The organism is Serratia sp. Z4 (assembly GCF_009900725.1).
GTDB classification, from domain to species: Bacteria; Pseudomonadota; Gammaproteobacteria; order Enterobacterales; family Enterobacteriaceae; genus Serratia; species Serratia nematodiphila.
This window is the reverse complement of sequence record NZ_JAAABD010000017.1, coordinates 1-22705: the sequence shown is the minus strand read 5'-3', so window position 1 is coordinate 22705 and position 22705 is coordinate 1. Positions and strand designations below refer to the sequence as shown.

General features: G+C 53.2%; 16 protein-coding genes and 3 pseudogenes. 3 read left to right on the top strand and 16 right to left on the bottom strand.

Translation table 11 applies throughout. The features are described 5' to 3' along the window. Nucleotides 1-396: 396 nt before the first annotated feature. The 15 genes from GT753_RS25065 to GT753_RS24990 form a co-directional block, all read right to left on the bottom strand. Nucleotides 397-2106, bottom strand: coding sequence for a contractile injection system tape measure protein (locus GT753_RS25065; RefSeq protein ID WP_160126114.1), 1710 nt, complete (start codon nucleotides 2104-2106; stop codon nucleotides 397-399). Between the two features lie 40 nt (nucleotides 2107-2146). Beyond that, nucleotides 2147-5248, bottom strand: coding sequence for a hypothetical protein (locus GT753_RS25060; protein WP_160126113.1), 3102 nt, complete (start codon nucleotides 5246-5248; stop codon nucleotides 2147-2149). Between the two features lie 117 nt (nucleotides 5249-5365). Then, a complete protein-coding gene (locus GT753_RS25055; RefSeq protein WP_160126112.1) occupies nucleotides 5366-9016 on the bottom strand; it encodes a hypothetical protein in 3651 nt (1216 codons plus the stop codon). Between the two features lie 20 nt (nucleotides 9017-9036). After that, nucleotides 9037-9465 carry a hypothetical protein gene (locus GT753_RS25050; RefSeq protein WP_160126111.1) on the bottom strand — a complete coding sequence of 143 codons (429 nt, stop codon included), beginning with the start codon at nucleotides 9463-9465 and terminating at the stop codon, nucleotides 9037-9039. Further along, on the bottom strand, nucleotides 9450-9902 hold the full coding sequence (locus tag GT753_RS25045) for a GPW/gp25 family protein (RefSeq protein WP_160126110.1): 453 nt from the start codon (nucleotides 9900-9902) through the stop codon (nucleotides 9450-9452). The genes GT753_RS25050 and GT753_RS25045 overlap by 16 nt, the downstream gene beginning before the upstream one ends. Nucleotides 9903-9924: 22 nt before the next feature. Next, entirely contained in the window at nucleotides 9925-12123 is a 2199-nt protein-coding gene (locus GT753_RS25040) for a contractile injection system protein, VgrG/Pvc8 family (protein WP_160126109.1), read from the bottom strand. Between the two features lie 40 nt (nucleotides 12124-12163). Next, nucleotides 12164-12835 carry a hypothetical protein gene (locus GT753_RS25035; protein WP_160126108.1) on the bottom strand — a complete coding sequence of 224 codons (672 nt, stop codon included), beginning with the start codon at nucleotides 12833-12835 and terminating at the stop codon, nucleotides 12164-12166. Beyond that, the gene (locus tag GT753_RS25030) at nucleotides 12832-13002 is read right to left on the bottom strand and encodes a DUF5908 family protein (protein WP_160126107.1); all 171 of its coding nucleotides are present in this window, start codon (nucleotides 13000-13002) and stop codon (nucleotides 12832-12834) included. The genes GT753_RS25035 and GT753_RS25030 overlap by 4 nt, the downstream gene beginning before the upstream one ends. A 2-nt stretch (nucleotides 13003-13004) precedes the next feature. Next, the gene (locus GT753_RS25025; RefSeq protein WP_160126106.1) at nucleotides 13005-13466 is read right to left on the bottom strand and encodes a phage tail protein; all 462 of its coding nucleotides are present in this window, start codon (nucleotides 13464-13466) and stop codon (nucleotides 13005-13007) included. Next, the gene (locus tag GT753_RS25020; protein WP_254071048.1) at nucleotides 13463-14716 is read right to left on the bottom strand and encodes a phage tail sheath C-terminal domain-containing protein; all 1254 of its coding nucleotides are present in this window, start codon (nucleotides 14714-14716) and stop codon (nucleotides 13463-13465) included. The genes GT753_RS25025 and GT753_RS25020 overlap by 4 nt, the downstream gene beginning before the upstream one ends. Nucleotides 14717-14744: 28 nt before the next feature. Beyond that, nucleotides 14745-16328, bottom strand: a complete 1584-nt coding sequence (locus GT753_RS25010) for a phage tail sheath C-terminal domain-containing protein (RefSeq protein ID WP_254071047.1) — start codon at nucleotides 16326-16328, stop codon at nucleotides 14745-14747. 59 nt (nucleotides 16329-16387) lie between these two features. Further along, on the bottom strand, nucleotides 16388-17527 hold the full coding sequence (locus GT753_RS25005) for a phage tail sheath C-terminal domain-containing protein (protein ID WP_160126103.1): 1140 nt from the start codon (nucleotides 17525-17527) through the stop codon (nucleotides 16388-16390). 49 nt (nucleotides 17528-17576) lie between these two features. Continuing rightward, entirely contained in the window at nucleotides 17577-18026 is a 450-nt protein-coding gene (locus tag GT753_RS25000; protein WP_060560295.1) for a phage tail protein, read from the bottom strand. Nucleotides 18027-18170: 144 nt separating this feature from the next. Continuing rightward, complete coding sequence (locus tag GT753_RS24995) at nucleotides 18171-18758, bottom strand: LuxR C-terminal-related transcriptional regulator (RefSeq protein WP_160126102.1); 588 nt, start codon at nucleotides 18756-18758, stop codon at nucleotides 18171-18173. Between the two features lie 1007 nt (nucleotides 18759-19765). Further along, complete coding sequence (locus tag GT753_RS24990; RefSeq protein WP_160126101.1) at nucleotides 19766-20320, bottom strand: tyrosine-type DNA invertase; 555 nt, start codon at nucleotides 20318-20320, stop codon at nucleotides 19766-19768. Between the two features lie 667 nt (nucleotides 20321-20987). On the opposite strand from GT753_RS24990, the pseudogene GT753_RS24985 reads away from it, so the two are divergent. The 3 genes and pseudogenes from GT753_RS24985 to GT753_RS26005 form a co-directional block, all read left to right on the top strand. After that, nucleotides 20988-21320: pseudogene (locus tag GT753_RS24985) on the top strand (recombinase family protein); the annotation flags it as partial. A gap of 55 nt (nucleotides 21321-21375) precedes the next feature. After that, a pseudogene (locus GT753_RS24980) lies at nucleotides 21376-21705 on the top strand (Rpn family recombination-promoting nuclease/putative transposase); the annotation flags it as partial. Nucleotides 21706-22005: 300 nt separating this feature from the next. Then, nucleotides 22006-22188, top strand: coding sequence for an Rpn family recombination-promoting nuclease/putative transposase (locus GT753_RS26005; RefSeq protein WP_371732202.1), 183 nt, complete (start codon nucleotides 22006-22008; stop codon nucleotides 22186-22188). On the opposite strand, the pseudogene GT753_RS24970 reads toward GT753_RS26005, so the two are convergent. Further along, a pseudogene (locus tag GT753_RS24970) lies at nucleotides 22117-22517 on the bottom strand (IS6 family transposase); the annotation flags it as partial. The gene GT753_RS26005 and the pseudogene GT753_RS24970 overlap by 72 nt on opposite strands. Nucleotides 22518-22705 lie beyond the last annotated feature (188 nt).

The following is a 22705-nucleotide window of genomic DNA, read 5'->3' as shown; positions in this document are numbered from 1 at the left end:
GTTAATGGGCAGGGTGGTAAAACGACAAGGTTTCAAGTACCGTCTTCACAGACGGGCTCGGCAGGGTCCCTTAATCCGCTTGAGCTATAGCGACACCACAAAGTGAGCCATCGCTCATTACACGCTTCCCAGTGAAACCTGGACCACAGCACGATTTACCCAATATGCGCCATGAAATACAGCGTACAATCGCTTTCAGCGGTGGTCGAAACCCGTGTTATCAATCTCATTGTCAACAGGCTGCTTTCGTCACTTGCTGTAAACAGCCAGAGTCACTCTCGCGGTAATTTTGGCACCAAGGCCCCTCAGGCCACAGCCGAGACAGTCTTCCGGTAAACATCATGCTGATGTCCAGGGCAAGGTAATGAACGTATTCGTAACGTCAGATAATGAACGTCATACAACCCAGTTAACACGAACTGGTGCCGATAACCACGGCAGCATTACGTTTGTCAGCGGCCACGGTAACTGGCTCAGCAAGACATCAGACGCATCCAGCTCTATTGTCAACGACATTGGCTCGTCAACAAGCGTTCCCGTACGCTGCAGGAAAAAACTCCGTATATCACCGCCACTACAGCGGTCCAGCAGCGGCACCGTTATAAGCGCTCTGCCCAACCAGTCATCCAGCTCGGCCTGACGCAGGAGTGAGGGCGAAACAGCATCAAACGGCACGTCCGGATCAAGGCCACACAATAATCGGGTACAGGGCGTCCGCCATTCCGCCAACGGCGCTTCACCCCAGGTTAGCCAATCCAGACACGCCACCGCATGCCAGCGCGACTCGTCATCGACAAAACGCCCCTCCTCAAGCCAGCCAAACTGACCAAATAAACTCGGCAACAAGGGCCAGAGCACCACAACGCCAGCCCCCGCCACGATCCGGGGCTCATCAGACTCAGTGATCCGCCTTGCCGCTGGCAGGGGCATAGAACGTTCCGTACCGGCAACCGCCACACGCTCGGTTGAGCGCACATCCGGCGTCAGGGCAAGCGGACGTGGTGTCGGCATCAACAATGGCTCACAGGTAGCCTGCAGTTGGCGCCGGACTGACGCCGACACCCCTGACAAATATGTTGCTGGCGGCCGGCTATCCGGCGTAGCGCCACACAACCATCCCATCAAGGGACCTTGCAAATCGTCCGGCATCCCCCCGTCAAACAGCGCAACCAGCCAGGACTCAAATGTCCGGATGTTAGGCGGTTCTCTCCCCATCGACGGCACATTCTCTCCTACGGCCGATGTCCCTGTCGTCACCACAGCAAACCCAGCCACAGGGTCAACTCCTGTATCCCCAAAAAACGGCACAGGCGCTGACGAGACAACAGGCCTTGTTGGCAACGCCCACACGTAGTCACTCGCCACCGGATGGTGACGCAACGCAAGCAGTGCCGCCAACGGTAACATCCATACCGCATCGGATGACGGCATAGACGGCAAGCGACGCGGCGTCAGCAACCAAGCCGACACATGACTCAAGACCTGGCCCGGCCAGCTCGTTATCAGCCGTTGACGTGCACGCGGTTGCAAGAGTCGCACGGCCAATGCGATCCGCGGCGAAAGACGCCTCCCGCCTTCCTGCACCGTTGTCGCCGAGTCAAGACTCTCACGTAGCCAGGCATCACGCCCCGCCTGAAATAGCCACGGGCGAGCATCCATCACCACGCCAGTATCCAGATAATGCAACAGTTGCGTGAATGACGCCGGCAGCATCGTATCCTCTCTCTGGCTCCCGTCTTTCTCGGTTGCGATTTTGGCTGCGGTGGTCAACCCTTCCACTGCGCCATGTTGCCAGGCTGCCTGTCGCATTGACGCCCTGGGGACCTGTCGCACCGGCGCTGGCAAGGCAAACAGCTGTTCTTTCAATTGGCTAAGGATGCGTGCCTGCATGATTGATTCAAACTGGGACAAGGGGACCTCTCCCACATTCACCGTCAAGCGCTCAATCGTTCGCGTCTCACCCTCCGCACAATCGGCGAACAGCACACGCAACTCTGGCATCAGTTCATCCCTGAACCAAAGGCTGCAGCGTGCTTGAATGGCCTCAGCGTACCGCTCCTGCGTATGCAACCGGAACCGCAATCGCGCCAAGATGACTTTTCGCATTTTTTCTCCACCCACGCCCACCACACTGTACAGAGGAACATCAGAACTTCATGCCCGCTCCACGTACATAAACCACCGCCTCTTGTTGAAGCAACCTATCGCGCTCAACATCACCTTGCTCTTTCTGGAGCCGTTCTTCAATAATTTGACTCTTGCTCTGCGACGCGATCTGGGCAAACCCTATCCCTCCTCGGCCATCGACTGGGCGTTCGCCGATCCCCAACAGACGCAACAATTCGTACGACTGATCGCCAACAGGTCGCCCCCCCTCCTGCCACGTCCGATATGTTTTTGCAAAATTATCAAAGTTGCTTTCATTCAACCAATGAACCTGTAAATTGAGATGGCTCGGCATCTCTTCACGGGCAATTTGCGTGATCCACCTGTCCAGTTCTTCCGGTGTCTGACTGCCCTTCAGCCATGAACGATCCAATACCAGACTCAAGGTGAACGCAAAACTCTCGCGCGTGCAAAGCACCGACCAGGCATAAGGGTGCTGCGCATCCTGTATCTCCGACCAATTCGGGGGCGATGGTTTTAGATCCTTAATATCTTCTTTGTTCACAGGGACCACTGTTGGATTGCCCTCCGGGTCCTGAATTCCCTCTTTTTCCAGGTTGCCAATCCACTTGACCGTCACCGTCTCATTGAGTGGTTCGGCCTTCACCACTTCAACCACAACATCCGGTTTTTTAGCTGCACCATGGCCAACCAAATCATTCTTGGTTGGCCAGATCATCCAGCGTGCTTTGGGGCGCAGAACAAAACGGGTCTTCTCAACCAACTCAATCGGGAAGGAGGGGTGGACATTCAGTACCACATTTTCTGTCTGCTCCGATTCAGGAGCTCTCAGGAAGGCAAGATCATAGACCACCCGCTTCAACCAAACCTGCGACATTTGCCACTTCCAGTGAACACCCTTTTGCATCAGCATAGGCATGCTCGATCGCAACCGAGCATGTTGCTCTAACTGAATGGAAACCGAGTTCCCCTTCACCGTATGGACCACAAGAGAAGACAGCTGCAGGTCCGGTTTCTCCGCTTGCTGCAATTCAATCAGCATGCCCGACGTCAAAGCGTCAGTCACTCCGTGCAACGTCAATGTCAACACCTCACCAACGTGCTCAAAAGACGCCACGGTTTGCTCTTTCGGCCAGGGCGTAGAGAAGCTCTCTGGCTTTGGAGCAATGGGCAGCAACTCCTGATGCTCTATCACGTAAAACGGCAGTGGTTTGTCAGGGAAGCCCCCCTCTCTTTGCAGGTCTTCGTCAAACAGCCTCTCCCCGATGCCCAGTCGGACGGCTATCTTGCGTTGTAACGCCGACACTTTGCTGATACTGATGGCAGCGCGCTCATAGGCTAAACGCGTCACCTGCCGTAGGGCCCCCTGCTGTACAGGTAAAAATTCCGACGCATCCTTCTTGTTCAGGTTCAACACGCGCGAAGCGCGTTGTTCACCAAAGTAACCCAGCAGGTAATCCAGAATGGCCAGTTCCTTTTCGACATCCTCCGACTGCGTCGACACAATCTGCTGAATATCTGCCAGAACCGTTGAATCAAACACCTTCTGCGTCTGCTCATGGGCCAGGGCGTCATCCTGACTACTCGGCCAGTCCGCCCCCCCCCATACAGAAGCATTGGGATCTCGTCCATCGAACGCCAGTAATCGCGGCAATTTTTTCAGCTGATCGGCACTGTTGGCCAACCACTGCTCAAAGGGACGCAAAAACTGCAACAAACGCCCAGCATCTTTGTCGTCGGCTACTCTGTCTGCGGCCTGCTGCAAGCCATATACCGACGGTAAACTCGCCCCCACCGTGCGATAGAATCCCGGATTGCGCGTCCGTCCATTGGGGATCTTGCGGGCAAGCTCCACGTCGGCTCGGTACGCCACATCATTCAACCGCCGATACTCCTCGGCCACCGAACCGATGTCCCATAACGTAGCCGGGACCCGTTGACCATGCCTGTAAAGTTCAATCATCTGGTGGAGTTCAGGCCCCTGCGAACCGTCGTCCTTGAACCACAGTTGCGTTTGTTGACCAGCGGCAATCGCTATAGCGGTAATGTCTACGAGATCCTCTTTTTCTGCGCGCTTCTCTTTCCAATTGTTGACCGCTCGGATCCCCGGCACCCGACTTACAGCAGCAACCGACAGAGCATGGACTTTTACCTCCTTCGCAGAAGTATCACCAGACATTGCCCGTTCTGGGGGAAGGTGGGAGATCCAGCCATGTGTCAGTCGAGGGCCAGCATAAATTTGCTCGGCACTCTCGCCCTGTTTCAACCGCTCCCCAGCCCTCTTACGTTCCGGTATAGGCAACAAGACCTGATTCATTGCAAAAATGGCCTGGGCAACGGCCTTCGCTATAGCATCACCATTCAACAACTGATCGTCTTCCAACACCAATTGAAAAGAGGGCGTTTGCACTGTGACGGGAACAACACACGGCGAGGTTATTTCCCATTCACACAGGTTGCGATGATTTTTCAGGAAGTACTGTAAGGCCTGACGAGCCGCCGCCTCTGTCATTCCTGGTGTCAGTGTGACCCATAACTGATAGTGCCCAGCGACATGATAGAGACGCTCACTGCCAGCTAGTGGTGCCGATGAAGCAAAACGAAAGGCATACTTATCTGGGTCATTGACATATCCATAACTTTGCTTATGCGGCAGTGGCGCTATCTGCACATCGCGAAAACAAAAACGATTTTCTAACGTCTTATCGTCCTTTTTCTCATCACCATTTGCCAACGGTACCAAATCCAGGATCGCCCGACGATAATCCTCCATAGTCACCGGACTGCTTGTCAGCGCCCATTCCGGCCCAAACTCAGGAGCGAAGAGGTTACCCTTATGAGCCAAAGAAATCGCAGGGTCACGCCCGTCATCGTTTTTTTCAGTCAATAAATCTTGCAGTGGTAAGGTGTGGCGATAGCTGATATCCGATACGCCATAAGCCAGAGCCTGCAGCAACGTCACCCCAGGATCGTCCTCCCCCCGCGCACTCCAGGATTGCTTCGCATACAGTGCCAACGCGCTTTGCGTGGTCGCCCAAAGCGTGTCAAAGTGGATTTGCTCCTGCACCGCCTCACTCACTGGGGTCACCGCTGTCGATACGGCCTTGGAATTTTCTGCCATGGTTTTTGTCTCTCTATTTGCTCAATCTGCAGGTGTCATACGAACGCCCCAGCGCAATGCACGTTCCGCGGCGAGCTTTTACGTCTTACTCAATACTCGCATCGCTAATCCCCCCCCTCAACACACACAATGCAGAACGAGACATTCCCCAATACTCGCCGACTGGAATGTCTTCGTACCAACCGTGAGGGTTGCCCCAATACGAAATATACCGCAGGTATCAAGAGGCGCATGGACCCTGAAATATCGCTTTCTGCTGTGGTCATCCGGTACGCATCCCCGCGGATCCGCATATTGTCCTTGATCTGCTTTAGCTTTGTATTCCTGCATCTCTTTTTCGGACAAACTCGTCACCATCGTGTCCGGCAACCGTAATCCTGTATCCTGGTCAATCAGATAAACATCCGCATGGGACACCTCAATCGACTTATGTGAAACACCAGGCTCCTGGTCGTGGATTGGCATCATCAATTGCACAATGGCTTCGTCGCCCTTTTTCAACCAACATTCGCCAAATCGCTCGCGTTTCGGGCTCTCCCAAGCAAGCGTCAGACCGGTATATTCAAGAGGAATGCACGACAGAACCGCAATCTGCTCCGCCAACAGCGTGGGCACTTTCTTATTGTCACCATTGAGGTAAACATGATTGATCGCCGTCACCTCAGGCAACTGACGCAAAATATCGTGAACCGCCCCATGCGTTACCGGGCGCCCAATGACCGACAGCGCGTTATCGACAGGATACATCCAGGGTAAAAAGGCGGCCTCCAATGCAGCCTCTACCCGCTGATTGCCCGTCGAACGACTGATCCCCTGGGCATAAGTGACATCCCAACTGACACTAACGGGAATATACTGGGGATTGACACACGACAACGTCAACCAAGGCGAGCTAACGGCCTTCAACCGCATTGCCATGTCGTCCAAATGTGGCTGACTCAATCCAGGTCGATAGGGATCTGTGCTATCACTCAATGCCAACGTTGGCATCACCACAATCGTTTGTGACAATGAGCCATTTTTCTCTGGATCCGGGGACGGTAAAACCACCAACTCCCGTAGCCCGTCATACCAGGTCTGCAACAACATCATCAGGTCGAGATTATTCAGTCCCCGTTCGCGATGACGCAGCCGTCGTGCTACACGCGCCTCAAATTCAGCATGCGTTTCGGCAGCACAACCACCAAAAGAGCGCCAACGCTGGGTGACGGATTGCACTGTGTCCGGCATATCCACCCCCTGCGTGATGCTCCCCGCCGACAAACCTGCCGCAAAGTGGGCATCGGCCACCCGCGTATCATCTTGTAATCGGGCCAAACCAGCATTGGTCGTTATCCCAGCCAACCATGGGGCTGTTGGAAGCGCAACCAAATCCCGATCCGGCGTTAACAATTCAGACACCCGCCCCCTAATCCACATCCGCCCCGCAGGCAGACAGGTCGATGCTCGACACACATCCCCCGGCCAGTCGGCCGACAGTATTCCACTTGATTGCCACCCGTCAGTGGCATCGTTTACCGACAGTCGCATCCAACGCTCACCGACAGCCAGGTACTGCCATTCCAACACGAATGCACCGGGACTTTTCAGTTGCCAGTGCAGCGTCAACAGCTGCCCAGCCTCAATCCCCTCCAGACCGAGATACACGTCAGCGTGGGGCAACACCTCTTTCGCCATCTCCTGCCGAGATAACCCAAACGGCAAGATGACGCGCTGATCAACCTGTGCGTCCGTCGCCTGGTAATCAATCCGCATGCCAGCCCATTGCGGCGTATACGGAGGATGCCACTGCGCTTTCGGCACCGTGACCGGCACCGGTGTGACAAAGGTCACTCTCTCCTCCTTCATTGCGGGCATTGAGATCTTCTTGCCATCCGCACCGGCCACCTCGACCATCTCATACACCCAGTGACTATCTTGTTGCTTCATAGCCGGAACCTGTTGCACATGCGCCTGTTCCGTCTGAAACCTCACGATTTGCAGAGGTGCCGCCTCATGTGCGTCATATTCATCGTGAAGGAATGAGGTTTTCAGTTGCAACCGCAGATACCATGGCCAGCAAGCAGGTTCCTCATCATCTGGCACTGTTGACGTCGAGGCAACGGAAGGCACGTTTTTCAGTGACATTGTCAGTGGCTGCCCCTCAGGCTTCTCGCTGCTACCAAATAACGACAACGACTGCGCCTCAGAGGAGGGCTTCCCCGCGTGTATCAACACGCCGTCAACGGAAAAATAGCCATTTTTAGGTTGATTCAATAGACCAACCGACGGATATCCGTTATCAGCCATAATTTGTGCGTCGACCTCTTTCCCATTGGTAACACGACTGGCCAGCGTATCTTTTTTATGCGCGTTGAGGCTATCTGGTGCCTTTCCCTTCACAGGATCACGTGTCACATTCAAGTCTTGATCGAGCAACAACCAATGCGGTTTGGCTTGCGTAGCATCGGGGCCGTACCATTCCGAAAACGATGTCGTAGGCAACCCTATCCAGGTCGGTGTACACGTCACCTGCGTTAATTTAGGCCCCAACAACCACCACTCCGGCGACATCAGATTAACACCACTGCCGGCCTTTGCTCTTTCGCCAAAGGGTAACCCACCTTCCGATAACACCGTTCCATCATCGCGGGCACAGAGCACACCCACCGCCCCCAGCACCTTCACCGTAAGATTTTTGACTCTGGGGACATCCTCCCCCTCGGCACTCAACAATCGCAGCAACGGCAACGTCGAGACCAGTCCATCCAACGTCGTCACCGCGGTTGGAATACCGCCGTTCGACGGCAATGTCATTGACCACAACCTCCGTGAGGCCCCCTGCACACAGGGCAATACCACCCAAGTATCTTCCATACTTATCGCTGTGCATAACGGAGACTCACCCGGTAAATCTTCCTGTAGCTCCACGATCCAAGTCCGCTCTCCCCCTGCAACGCTCAAGACTGATGATTCGACGATCCGCCCATGCTCAACAACGCGATCCGCATCCGCTCTAGGCTGCTCTCCGGACCGAGCCGGAGAGGCGCCAAACAGACGCACGCCATCCACGGGCCAAGGTTGCTCTGCGCTCTCATCAAATACGACCCGCGCCCGATAGCCTCCCGGCGTACACGCATCGGCGACGACCCAGCGTAGATCCGTGACCCGTGCCATATTCACCGTAAGAGGTTGCTCCAGCGCATACTGCAGCGTATTGCCTGCGCTATCTTGACCCGCCTCCAACCGCAATCCGGCAGGCAAAACCTGTTCCCGAACGCCATCGGCCAACGTAAAATTCACCGTCACCTGATCGGCCTTCGCCTGACGGGCTTCAAGTGCCAGCATCTGTTGGTAGTACATTGAGCGGTGTTGCGCTGGTAATTGATTAAACAAGGCCCGAGGCGTTTCCAGCATGCCCAACAAGCTCAGCAAGAAAGCGCGCTCTGGAGGCAACTGCCCATCAGCCAGCTCCGGGTTCTCGTACAATTTCACTAACCGCTCACGCTCGAATGCCCAGGCGACCTCTCCAGCCTGATGCCATGGAGCCATGAGCGACGCATCCTTCGCCCACGCCCCTGCTGCATACCCAAAAATTACCTGTGCCCAGTTTGCCGGTGGCCAACCATCGCTATCGCCATCCAAGCAGACAACGTCGGCATAAGGCAAACGCTGGCAGTACTCTCGAAAAGCATCCAGTCGTGCTCCAATCGAACGGTCATCCAGTTCGAATGCCTGCGTGTTATGTGTCGCCGTCATCCCTGCCGACTTTTGCGTGTCATCAGTCATTACCGTTCCTCATTGCACCGTCAGTTCGCTATTACCTTAAGCTGTGTCACCATGAACTGCCCCCGCCCCGGTGTGGGTACCCCAACCGTTGGGTCAGGTACCCCCGAACTCGGATCCGTTGCCGGTGCGGTGGGAATAAATACCGCCTGACACTCACAGCCCTTGATCAGCACCGGCGTGCCACTCAAAACCTTGTGAGCCACCTGATCCGGCCCCGCCACCACCAGTTGGATCATGCCCACGCCCGGTACCGAAAAATTCCCTGCCATATAGGGAATACCCGGTACCACCACCTTCGCCAAATCCCCGATCACACACCCCGGTTTACCGTTCACCATGAACCGTCCCGTTCCCGCCAGGACCGCCTGTGCAGGAGCCAGCAACGTTCTGTTACCAAAGCTCGGTTGGAATATCACCACATCACCGGTTGCCACTACGAGAGCGCCCACGTGGTACCTCCATCCGCGCCTTCCAGTCTCTGCATCTGGCCCGAGACTTGTCGGGGTTGTCCTGCGAGGCAATATCTCACCGTGATGCGCAATAAGCCCCACTGACGTCCCACCTCCTGCAGTTCAATGGTCACATCTTCCGCCCGGGGTTCATGGCGAGCGACACTCTCAGCAATCCAACTACGTAAGGCGGCAAACGTCCCTTCGGAGAGGTTGGCAAACATGACAGAGTGCATGTCACAACCATAGGTCGGACGCATGATCCGCTCGCCCGGCTGAGTCTGAAACAGAAGGGCCAAACTTTGTGCCACGTTATCCGCACCTGTCGACATGACGACCGAACTCTCCACACTCGGCGACGTATGCAGCTGGAAACGCAAAGGAAATTGCCAGCCACGTCCGTATAAACGGATAAATTCATCGTACTGTTCGTTCATTGTTATCCCCCACGCCGCTCATTCACCCCAGATTGACCAAACTGCCCTTCACATTCGTGATCCCTGAAGCACCCACATCCGTGATTTCGCCAGCGACCTTAACATGGGGGGCAGTCATACTGGCCTCCGCCGCCCCGTCAATGCTTACTGTCGGGGCGGAGAGCGACACCTTGGCCTGGCCGGTCAAACCGACTTTCGCCCCAGTCACCGTCACCGCCTCATTCCCCTTAACGCGCACACTCATCTGTCCCGTCACCTGGACCTGCCCGGCTGACAAGTCAGCCTTTTCCGGTGACAATGCCAATTTTCCTTCTGCACTGGCCATTTTCACACTCACTTTACCCAGCCCCGTCAGGTTCTCCTTCGCATCCAGCTTCACATTCCTATCACTGTCGACCACCACCCCCTGCCGTCCCGTCAGCACCATTGTCGACTCGGCAACCACCGTCACCTTCTGTTTAGCTTTCACGGCCACAGAGCCTGCCTTCACCTCGGCGGTAAGATCCCCTTTCAGGCTCGACGTTGTGATACCCGCCTGCGTGTCGATCACCATCTGTTGTTCCGGCTTTTTATCTGCCCCCAGTGCCAACGTCACAGTTGACTTATCACGGTCAAAACTCAGTTCAATACGCTGGCCGTGGTGTCGCAGCAGCACCCCTTTTTTCGCATTCTTCGCATCAGGATCAATAGCCGCCGGCCGTTTCGGATTATGCAAGGAATTCAGGATCACCGGCCCGGAGCCGTCAAACCCCAACACAACCTCATCACCGACTTCAGGGTAAAAGGTCACGCCACTGTTCTTGCTGGCATAAACGTGCCCCATCCGCGCCCAAAGCACTTCTGCGCCCAACACCGGCACTTTCACCGGCACCCGATTCCAGGTTTTTCCACGAGGATCCTCCTGATAGGGCGCCACCTGCCCGATAACCAGACCCGAGGGGAGCGGCAACGACGGTGCCATCGACGCGTCATCCAGCCCAACGGCCACCACGGTTCTGCCAGCACGGTTGTTCACATCACACCCGTGTTCAATCTGGGTCACGACCCCTTTCCCATCCAGGTGCCCCCCAAACCCTTTCAGTAATACTGTATCTCCCACCTGACACGCGGTTGTGCAAGGTAATGTCAAACGAACCCTGACCGCCTGTGCCTGTTGCGCTAGCAGCCAGGCATCAACGGCCGCCTGCTGCAACGGACCGGGCCACGTTCCCATGAGTGTCGCGTCACCGTCCGCCCCGAGCGGTTTCACCGACGAAGGGGCCAGCCCCCCCTCCCCCAGCACTACCGGCTTTGCCCTCATTGTCACCACTGCCTGTTTGCTCATATCCCAACTGCGCATCGCCAGTTTTCGCGATTGTACCAACCCCGAGTAATGCCATTCGGCCTCCAATGGCATAAGCTCCCCAGCGCCGGGTTTGGCCGATATAGTGTGCGTCTTTCCCCCCAAACGAGGGCGATGGATCGCCACATTGCCCTCAGCCAAGGGCCACAACCAAGCACCATGCATCCCCAGTATCGCGCGCAAGAAATGCCAGTCCGAGCAGTTCCACTGAAACCGCTGTTCAACCTCAGTGCCCGCCAACTGGATAGCGCCCCTCACGTGGATCTGATGAGCCTGCAATACCTCACGGAGCAGCGTCTCATCCTTCTGGGCCTTCCAAATCCGGCAGTGAGGCGTCGCCTTCAATATCTGCAAACGGTGTTTCAGCTGTATTCTGACCTTTATTCCTGCGGCATCCGACGTCACCTTGACAGCGCCCACTATGCCGTCAAACACCGTCGAACCTGACATTTTCAACACCCCCGGGCTCCCGACAGAACACAAGCGCATCACCTGCTCCAGCGTTGCATACCCTCCCGGTGGAGCCTGCGGAATACTCAAAATCAACGTCGCCGAAGGGAGCTCATTGACCGCGTGACGCGTCTGTGCATCAGTCACAAAAACGGACGGTAACGTTGACGTTAACGCTTTCCCCCCCATCAACACATCCACGGCGACAGGGGCTTGCGCCACCACGCCTCCCGAGGCATCCTGACGATGGTGGGAGGCGCTCTCATTTCGCATTAACGCATTGCCTACTTTGCTCGACCATCCGGCCTCAGGCTTCGCCAGCAAGGCGCTAGCCCCTACAACGACCTCAGCCAGCTCAGTGACCCCAACCGACTCCGTCAACTCTTTTCCCATCTGGATCACATGGTCAATGCGGTCTTTGAATGACATCAGATTCTCCTCAAGGTATGCCGGCACACGCTCCTGTTGATTAGCGAGAGATCAACGTCTGGCCGGGGGTAAAGCCGCTCAAATTATCCGCATCATTGGCATAAGCCGTGGCCAGATATGCCGCGCTGCCCGCCGCGACCGCGGATTGGGCCAACAATTGTGGTAATGATGTTTTATCAAGAATTTTCAGTATCTTTTTCGCCGGCGCTCGCCCTGCCTGGATTTTGGCCATCTCATCACTGGTTTGCGCCCTCAGTTCCAGTGTTGCCGTCGCGCGCAACGGTTTCGCATTGCGATCGAAAAGGGTGTAAGCGATAGCCAAATGGGTTAAGCGCCCTGAAAAATAACCGTGCCCATGCCAACTCATACTGCCCCAGTTGACACGCAGGAAGGGCGGTTCACCCTTGTCACCAACGGTGAAACAGAGCCGCCGTAAAGTGCTCAGTTGTTGGTCCACCGGTTGCCCTCCTTGCGGCCCTCGGCTATCCAGAACCAACGTCAGGCTCAGCGTCGGTGGTTGAACCTGTTGGTACCAGCTCACCTCATGGTGCTGGTTCACCCCCGCAGCTGTTTTATAGTCCGCCTGGTAATCCAGACTCACCGATTCCGGGTTGTACATGGCAGGAAACGTACCAATATGCTTTTCCTGGTTGTCGCCCTGATACGCATCCAACGTCAACTTCGCCAAACCGCGCTCTAGCAATCCCATCATTCTCTCTCCCGTTGTTCATGCAGCACGTCCAGCACGCGCCGACTTATCAGCTCGACCCAACGTGCCAACTCGACGTCCGCAACGTCGGGTCTCACGACGTTCTGGCGACCAGACGGTGTATCATCAACAACCCGCGCTTCAATCACCAACTCCCGGATCTCCAGCATCGTCAGAGTCTCCCCATCCAGTGCATTTCATGATACGCAAGCTCCAGCGTCTCAATCAGCACGGTATTGCCCGTGGCATCCAAATCTCCCGTGTTCCATTTGACCGGCAACGCATCCGTGAGAGTCCAACTGCACAATGGGCGAGACCGGCTGTCTAATAACAGGATCACGACATTCAGGTAGGTACAGGCAAATTGCCCCAGCGCCAATTCAAACAGCGCAGACAGCGGTGTCACCGTCGCTAACCCACGCTCCAGTACCAACGAGCCATGCGTCACACGTTCTGCCAGATTAATCGCCCCCAGATTGTCTCCGCCTTCGCGTAATTGCAGGATCTGTAACTCACGGCCCAAGCCAGAGACGCGTGCAAACCGCGCATCCATTGGACTGGGGATCCCTTTGATGAAAAATTTTGCTAAAAACCGGTGCGACAAGGCGGGAGACGGCATTCCGGATATTTTCATGATGTTTCACTCCCTTGTATCTGCACACGGCCGGTGAGTAATTCCAACCTCACCTCAATAAACTCGGCTGCATGCAGTACCGCCACTTCAATCTGAACAATCAGCTTACCGGCATCGATATCAGCCGCAGTCATGCTCTCATTAACACCCACCCGGACAGAAAAGGCAGAGGCTTCATCCGTCCCGGCTAAGCCCCCTTCTAGCCAGAGTCGCCGTAACCAGGCACGGCACAACCCTCGAAGCTGAAACCAGGTGATTTCGTTATTCGGTTCGAATACGGCAAAACGGCAAATTTGTTTCAGATTCGCTTCTATCCAGGTCACGGTACGGCGGACCTGGACATAGCGAAAAGGCGTCCCATGGGATAATGTGCGGCAACCCCAAATACGGGTCCCACGCCCTACAAAACTGCGGATCGCATTAATTGATACGTTATCGACATAAAACCATCTATGGGTGCTGGTCTCGTCAAACTCCGGCTTGATCACATGATGCAACAGCTCGTTCGCCGGCGCTTTCCATACGCCCTCCATCACGTCACTCCGAGCATAGACGCCCAGAACCGCCCCACAGGGAGGCAGCACCAGAGATTTCCTGTCTTTTAGAAGGTAATCCGTCTCCAGATGGGGACCATAGAGCGCCACTCGCATCGCCTCACGCCCCAAGACCGACGTTTGACGCAATTGCGTAATGCACGCGCTGGCGATCTCCGCCCTCCTGGGGGCATCCAGCACAAAAAACAGGTCGGGCCTTTCGCTACAAGCGTTTAACAGGTAATGCCACTGAGTGATAAATGTCGCCGCAACAGTCACCGTCACCGATGGATCCATCGGTTCCTTAGGTTCCATCGGGGCCAGCCCCCTTTCCAACCATTCGGCCAATTGTGGTACTGCCACCAAAGTGACTGTCGGCTCTTGCAACAACGGCACACTGACCTTGCGCCACCATTCCCTTGTTAGTTCCGCCTCAGGGGAAAGCGGTTCGCCCATGAGGACAAAGCACTCACCGCCCCCATTGTCGAAATAATGCCGCACCGTTTCCTGCAGACACGTGCCTTCCTTTCCTCTGAGGCAATCAGGCCGTTGGTCCCATGTGGCGACAGGCAACAACGATGCCGGCATTGTCGACGCATTGTCCCATCCAATGAATACCGGTACCGCACTCGGCTGCTCTCCGCCCCATTCACGGTCCGCCGTCACCGAATGTTTCAACCGGATACCTGGCTCCAACCACTCCTCTCTCTCCACCACGTAGCCTCCTCCTGTACGCCAAACACCCTCAGCGGGCCCCAACGTCTTGAGTCAGTTGCAGTACGATAAACTCCGCCGGACGAACCGCAGCCACCCCGATTTTTACAATCATTTTGCCGTGGTCGATATCAACCTGGCTCATTGTGGCCCCCAATCCTATCTGCACGTAGTACGCCTGTTCTGGTGTATCCCCCTGCAGCGCCCCCTTACGCCACAGTGCATTGAGATAGTGATCCACCGCACTGCGCACCAGTTCCCAGGTCATCGCGCTGTTCGGTTCAAACACAACGCTGCGCAGCGCCTCACGGACATCACGCTCGACGGTATTGAACAAACGGCGAACCGAGATATAACGCCAGTCCGTCTTTTCAGGCGGGAGCATGGTCCGGGCACCCCATGCCAGAATGCCCTTCCCCCGAAACGCACGGATTGCATTGATGCCAGCCTTGACCAACTTGTCATTCATCGCATCATCAAGTCCCACGGTGGCGATAGACGGCCATTTTGTAAGTGAGTCAGATTTATCCTTACTCACCCCCTGAGCCACCAGGGATGTCACGCCAAAGACACCTACGTTGGCGGGGGCTTTCCACACCCCTCGCTCACGGTCAACACGGGCATAAACCCCCGCCATCGCCACGCTAGCGCGCAATACCACCGGCGCACTCTTCTTTGCCACGTTTGGGAGTTCATCCTTAAGCGTTTGCATAATCAGCGGAACAAGCGGCTCCAACAGTGACGGTGTTGGTTTCGGCTCTTCTTTAGCCTTGGCGCCCGCTTCAGCAATGGCCTCCTGAAGAATATCTAAGGGAACCTCGGCATTCTCTTTGAGCGCCTTAAAGTTAATGCCTCGCGTTGTAGGAAGTTCGTGTAAAAGTGCGAGTTGTTCTTGCAAGAATCCCTTGACGCTCACCAGATGTGGGTAAGGTAATTCATCGTTATCAGCACCAATGATATAGTCGGTATAGTCCCGCACGTACTCAGTCTGCAGAGCCGGGAAATAACTGGCCACCTGCGAACTCGCCTCCAAGTCGGGAACCTGAAAAGTCCACTGCGAGGGCGCGTTGTGCTCCCCCTCAGGCCAGGCATCCGTCAGCAAAAAGCGCCCGGCATTCCCAAACGGCGAACCTCCCGCACCCAATAACGAGCCCAGAGTGGTATAAACGGCTTTATCAATGTCGGGGCCACCATATTCGCACCAGCACAACAACGTTACCTCGGGGCACTGCTCGATGGCAGTAACGATTTGCGCCAGCGTGTCCTTCTGCTTGCGTTTTTCGCTGTCAATCGCAAGCACGTAACAGGGGCCACCGCCGTTCTCGAAGTACAAACGGAGACTGTGCGATCCCATATAGGACACATCCCTGACGCGAGCACTCTCAGCTTGGGAAAGGTCGACCACAAGCCGATCCGAAGTCGCATACTGGCGGGTAAACTCCAGCCAGCTGTCGATCCGAATGCAGGCCGGGGCTTTGGCTGACGTATCGGAGCGTTCTTTTGGGTTAAAGACGCCCACAAAGAGCGGCACCGCCGTTTCGCCACTGTGAATACTTAGAGAAAGCCCGCCGACTTCCTCTGCATACACTCCCGGTACTTTATACACGTCACTCATGACTCACCCTCGTGCTAGTCATCTGTCATGGCGCCCGAGGGAGCCATCCATTCCGCCGGTCAGGCCGGTACCTTCTGCATCAGTTGCAGCACGATAAACTCCGCCGGCCGTACTGCCGCCAACCCGACTTTTATGATCATCTTCCCAGAATTGATGTCATCCTGGGTCATCGTGCTCCCAAGCCCAATCTGCACGAAATAGGCCTGTTCCGGCGACTCCCCCTGCAATGCCCCTTGTTGCCATAAGCTGTGCACGTAGCTTTCCACCGCACCACGCACCCGTTCCCAGGTCTGTGCGCTGTTGGGTTCGAACAGGGCCTGGCTCATCGCCGTGCGAATATCTCTCTCCGCGGCATCAAACAGACGACGTACAGGCACATATCGCCAAGTATCCTTGTCTGCCGCTAATGTTCGCGCCCCCCAAATCAACGGACCGGTACCACGAAATGCGCGGATAACGTTGATAGCCTTCCCACCTTGCGCCGGTACGTTGCACTCCCCGTTCACAGCATCCGAGATTTTACATTTGGGCATCGCCCCGATGATTGCGACGTTCGCCGGTGCCTTCCACACCCCACGCTCACGGTCGACCTGCGCATACACACCGGCCACGGCACCACTGGGCGGGATGTCTACCTCAGGATGCGGCTGATTCTTCGGCTCATCGGGCAACGCCTCCTTCGGCGCCGTCAGCCAGGGGTAATACACCGCAGCATGGGGCGTTGAGGGGTATTCTTTTACATCTTTATCTGTACTCACCTCCCCTGTTTTAAGTTCATTTTTCGGGCCATCAAACAGGGCAAACAACGACTTTCCGGTAACGCACAAGAGAGCCACTTTCTCTTTGAAAGTTGTAAGCGACGTCCCGGCCTGAACTAACAATGTCGCATCGTCCAATATCGGCACGAGCGCATCAAACGCGGCGACAGGGGCAACATAACAATGGCCACCGCCATTGAGGAAATACAGTTTCAGTGACAGATAGAGCTTATCCTCGAATATTGCATCGCCCTCCTTACCTTTCAGACGCTCACTCACGTCCAACCATGACGCAAATTCTGTTACTTTATCTTTCTCAACCCATGAGGTATTGTCACCATCAAATGCAAAAACGGGCACTGCCGTTTGACCTGTCTGGATTGATAATGACAAGCCAAAGGGTTCTTCCACATACACACCTGGGACTTTGTAATCCGCCATAATATTTTCCTTTCAATTCATGGGAGACATCGCATGCCTGAATGCACACTCAGTGAAATTTCACCGTCAGCCGGTCTGCAGCTAACGTGAGCTCTTCAAATGCCACTTCATTACTCGTTGCATCGAGGCTCGGTCCCGTCCACTTGGTCGGAAACGCATTCATGACATTCCATGTCACCAACAGCACCGACCCCGTCTCATTGGTCAAACTGATGGACAGATCCTTTTTCTCCACACGGTTGAAAGAAATCGAATTAAACCATTCGTAAAGCTGGCTTTTTTTGGGAACAACACCACGTTTTAACGTAATTGTTAAGGGTTCAATTTGGCCGGGCATCTGAAACAAACCGCCCGTACCATCCTTATACGTCACCAATTGAACAGACTGATCGAGCCCTGATACCGTACTGAAGCTCATCTGTTCTTTACCCACCGAAACCACAAACCGATAGGTTGGGATAGGGTACGTATTCGCAATGGTTTTTTCTTCAACTGACATCGTCTTCTCCTTCACATCGTCACATGCTGCACATAAATCGCGCAGCGGTTCACCAATTGTTTAGCCGTCACTACCTACCCCCGGCATTCATGGGTATTCATGGATCATTTAACGGCCCTGACATCTGACGTTAAAACAGAATATTCACATTCGCTCGCCCTTGAGTTTCCAATACAACTCCCGGTCATTTTTCACCATCAGCTTTTTCATGGCATTGCGTTTATGACTACTGATTGTTTTTACACTTCGGTTGCTCTGCCGGGCTATTTCAGTCACAGTCCGGCCATTAATCCATTCGTTTAAAACAAAGGTTTCCAGTGCGCTGATTTTTTTATAATAAGGTGGCACGTGAGGAGTAGAATGGCGCCCTTTTTTGTGAGCAGATATTGCTTGCCTTAATTTTCTTTTCATGCATCTAGGGTGTTCAGCACGATGTATGAATGCCATATTTCGTCTTAATCGTTCTGCCCCCTCACCAAAAATGACGAAGCACCCGCCGTACAGCATATTTACATGCTCTACCACTTTCCATATACGTGCTTCACGGACAAGATAAATGTCGATCAATATCGCATCATATTTTTCCGTTTCACATTGGAATAAATCCTCGAGCAGCGCTTTCACGGTTAGAACATGTATCCCCATCGAATTGAGCATCGACGTCAATCCGAGCACAGCCAAGGGCGAATCTCCAACAATAGAGACGTTCAATTGATGCTTATTTTCTTCCATGGCGACTCTCTTAAATTCAATTAACGTCTACACGCCATATAAAACTTTCACTTATGAAATTAATCAATGGACAGGATATAGCCAACAACAGAGAACACAACCAACCAGAACACGAGACAAAACGAAAAGACGCACAGCCATGTCGCTCTTCGGGTCAAATGTCGACTTAGGTAAAAAAGCACACTTGCCCCCTTATATAATAAAATACCGATAGCGCCCAGCATTGCCACACGCATCTATTACGCGCTCACAATGAAAGAGAGCAACGATACAGTGGCACACAGAAAACCAAATCATATTTACACGCACAACATGTTCATTAAACGCAGAGGACAACGCCCTCCTTTCACCCGAGACTGCCCCCCAAGAGGCCATGACGCGAATACTTCGCGGAAAAATAAATCCAGCCGCAATTATTAACGCATTAATAATACTCATGTAAACTCATAAAGAAAATGCAGCAACTCACGAAAGGTAGAAAGATTTACTTGCATAAAAAAAACAAGATACAGCCCTCCGACGGCCCCCAGGACAAAGGCAAGAATACTGATGCAAGTGCTTACCCTCGCCACTTGCAAGCCAAGAAAAAAATGCTTTTTTTCCGGTGGTTAGCAAAATAATTCATGTGAAACCTTCCAGGTTGCATGTTTTTTTGCATTGAACGGCATACAGTTCCAGCATCAAATACGCCGTGAGACCATGGCTACCGCACGAGACATTTTGATACAAAGTGTCTCGTATCGTAAATTCCACATAATGATTTGATATTTAATAGAAATTTAAATTGGCGTGGGAGGGGGGTGAAATTATTGTTCGTTGTTTGTGGTTTGTTTATTGTGTGTTTTGAGAGTTATCTACTATCTTTTGTCAAAAGCCTAATTGTTGACGAGCTGTAACAGGTTATTTCTTGTGTTATGTGCTCCCCTTTTGGTCAGTCACACCCTCTCGAGACATTTTGTATCAAAATGTCTCTATCTGTATCAAAAAGCATCATTCACAAGGTGAAATCAAGCCTCCCAAAGCTTGAGGAAACGTGCTGAATTACTGGCCGTATAAGTCACGGTATGCTGGATGTTACGGTGCCCCAGGTAGTCTTGGATAAGTCGGGTGTCGATACCTTGGTCGGCGAGGGCGTACCCGCAGGAGTGTCTCAACATATGAGGATGGACTTTAACCCCGATTTCCGCTTGCTCCCCCAAATCGGCAATCAGGCTATATACTCTTTTTCTTGAGATCCGCCCTCCTTTTCTGGAGAGAAAAAGCCACTCACTGTCAGCCCCTTTGAAATAACTCCTGACCTCCAACCATTTCTCCAATACATCTATTTCTCGTTGTCGCAATGGGTGTATAGTGGAAAAACCATTTTTCAACCTAAAAACGCAAATTTTTTTTTCTTTCAAATCGATATCTGACAACCTTAAAGCACACAACTCACTGACTCTCAACCCATGAATAAATGACAAATACAGCATACAATAATCACGAACCCCATAAACGCCTTGCATACTTACCGACAACAGCTTCTCCACTTCATTATTTGTTAAATACTTCCTTTTTTTCATTTAACGACCTTGAGTTATGAGTGAATTAAAATTAACCACCCCACTCCCTAGGATGAGCATCAACATGCGGATATTTCATGATGATACGAGCACACTTAGAACAAAAAACCAACCATTCAAAATGCACGATCCATAGAACTGCACTATCCCACAACAACTTCTGTAATAGCAACTTTAATAAAAAACATCTCAAACACCATCCTAAAAATAATCATTCACCTCATTTAAGAAAGGCCCCGTCAGTACATAAAAAACACAACCATCACGCACTCAGCATCAAGTCTTTTACTTCCCAAGACCTATCATATATCGGTAGCACTGGAGTTACCCTAAGTTTGAGCAGAATCGAGCAAACTGCGTTTTCACGCAGAAAAGTGGAAAGCCAACCTTTCCCCACCCAGACGATGATCAAACATTATCCCACCCACATAAAAAATCCATGCCACTCATCACAAAAAAAACAACAACCTACAAATAAGAAAAATCCCATTTTTCAAATCAAAATTGAAACTTAAATAGAACTAATCTATTTATACATCGAACTAATTGCAGATAAATCACATCTTGACCATTCAAAAAGGACATTTTGAAATGCAACAATTGATAGCCATCATACTTCTCCTTGCCTTTATTAATCTTTTTTATATCTAGGTACATTTTAGATGTAAGCGGCAAGGCTTTCCTAGATATGTTGGACGTCTTCGCTGAGTTTGAGACACGCCTGCGTCAGGAGCGGCAACGGGAAGGCATTCCCCGCGCGAAAGCCAAGGGGGTATATCCTACTGCACAGGCGAAAACACAGTAGGTGATTGAATTGACGCTGGCCGGTGTCACCCGCGAAGCGGTTGCCGACCAACTGGGCATTGGCAGGGCCAGCGTCTACCGAATATTAAAAATCTGGCGGCCGCAACATCCCGGCGCTATTCTGCCCGGAGAACGGGTGAAGCCTTCGCGCAGCCATAGTGAGCCGGCGGCCGAACGTGCTACGATAGTCCCATGAAAAAAATCCAACGCCCCGTGATGCCACTTTCCGGCCATTTCTGACACAACCTGAAATGGCCCGCGGCTTCATGGAGATACATTTGTCGGCCGAACTGCGGGCCATCTGTGACCTCAGTACGCTGAAGTTGGAGTCCGGCTCCTTTGTAGAAGATGACCTGCGCCAGAATTTCAGCGACGTGCTCTACAGCCTGAAAACCACCTCCGGGGAGGATGGTTACGCGTACGTTTTATTAGAAGCACAATCCTCGCCCGATAACCATATGGCTTTTCGCCTGATACGCTACTCAGTGGCCGCCATGCAGCGACATATCGAGGCAGGACATAAAAAGCTGCCGCTGGTCATTCCGGTACTGTTCTACGCCGGCAAACGCAGCCCGTATCCGGGGTTTGAAGCCCAACGGAGCGGAAACGTACGTTAAGAACGTAACTATATGATTTTAAGTTTATAAACTCGCGGAGCTATCGGGCAGGTTTACATTGATTTGATTACCGGGTTTATTAACGCCGGAAGTGCCTTAAACCGCATGGCTACTGGTCTCAAAGGAAAAAGTAAACAATACCTTCGTTTTCTTTACTCACCTGATCTGCTCAAAAAATGCACTTAGCGTACAGTTTCGTACGGTTGGGCTTCAGACCCCTATCCATACTCGACTAACTGGCTGCAGGAGTTTGATGATCCAGCGTTGGCAGAGAAACTGTACACCGGCGATTTTCCGCTGGTTGATGTGACCGTCATTCCCGACGAAGAGATCATGGGTCACCGCAGTATGGCCGCACTGAGGTATTGGCGCCACTTTATCGATAGTCATCACCTCAGGCTCACCGTGGTGACGGATTGCCTTGCGGAAGAAACGCAAGGCGGCTGAAGCATCCCGCTTGGCGGTTAGCAGGAAGTCGATGGTTTGTCCGGTCGAGTCTACAGCCCGGTACAGGTGTTTCCAGTGACCTTTGATTTTGATGTAGGTCTCATCCATTCGCCAGCGTCGGCCCAATTTGCGTTTGTGCCTCCGAAAAGCCTTATCCAGCAAGGCGGTTAGTTTGATAACCCAGCGGTACAGGGTGGAATGGTCAACGGCGATACCACGCTCCGCCATCATCTCTTCCTGATTACGCAAACTCAGTGAGTAAGCGAGATACCAGCGATGATGTCGACGGGGTAATGCAGGCGTTTGAAGGCTTTTCGTATAAGCGGCATGGGCAGAGGCTCTGGCAAATAAATGTGATATTACCTGAGCCCTTGCTTAATGCAACAGAACTGACCTGCCCCCAAGATTAGATACAACCTTCAGTTAGTAATGTCAGTTGGTTTTTCTTCATATTTCCCGTTTCGCCAGTCCGCTGCAAATTCAGCTGGCGTCTGGTAATCCAGCGATGAATGTGGAC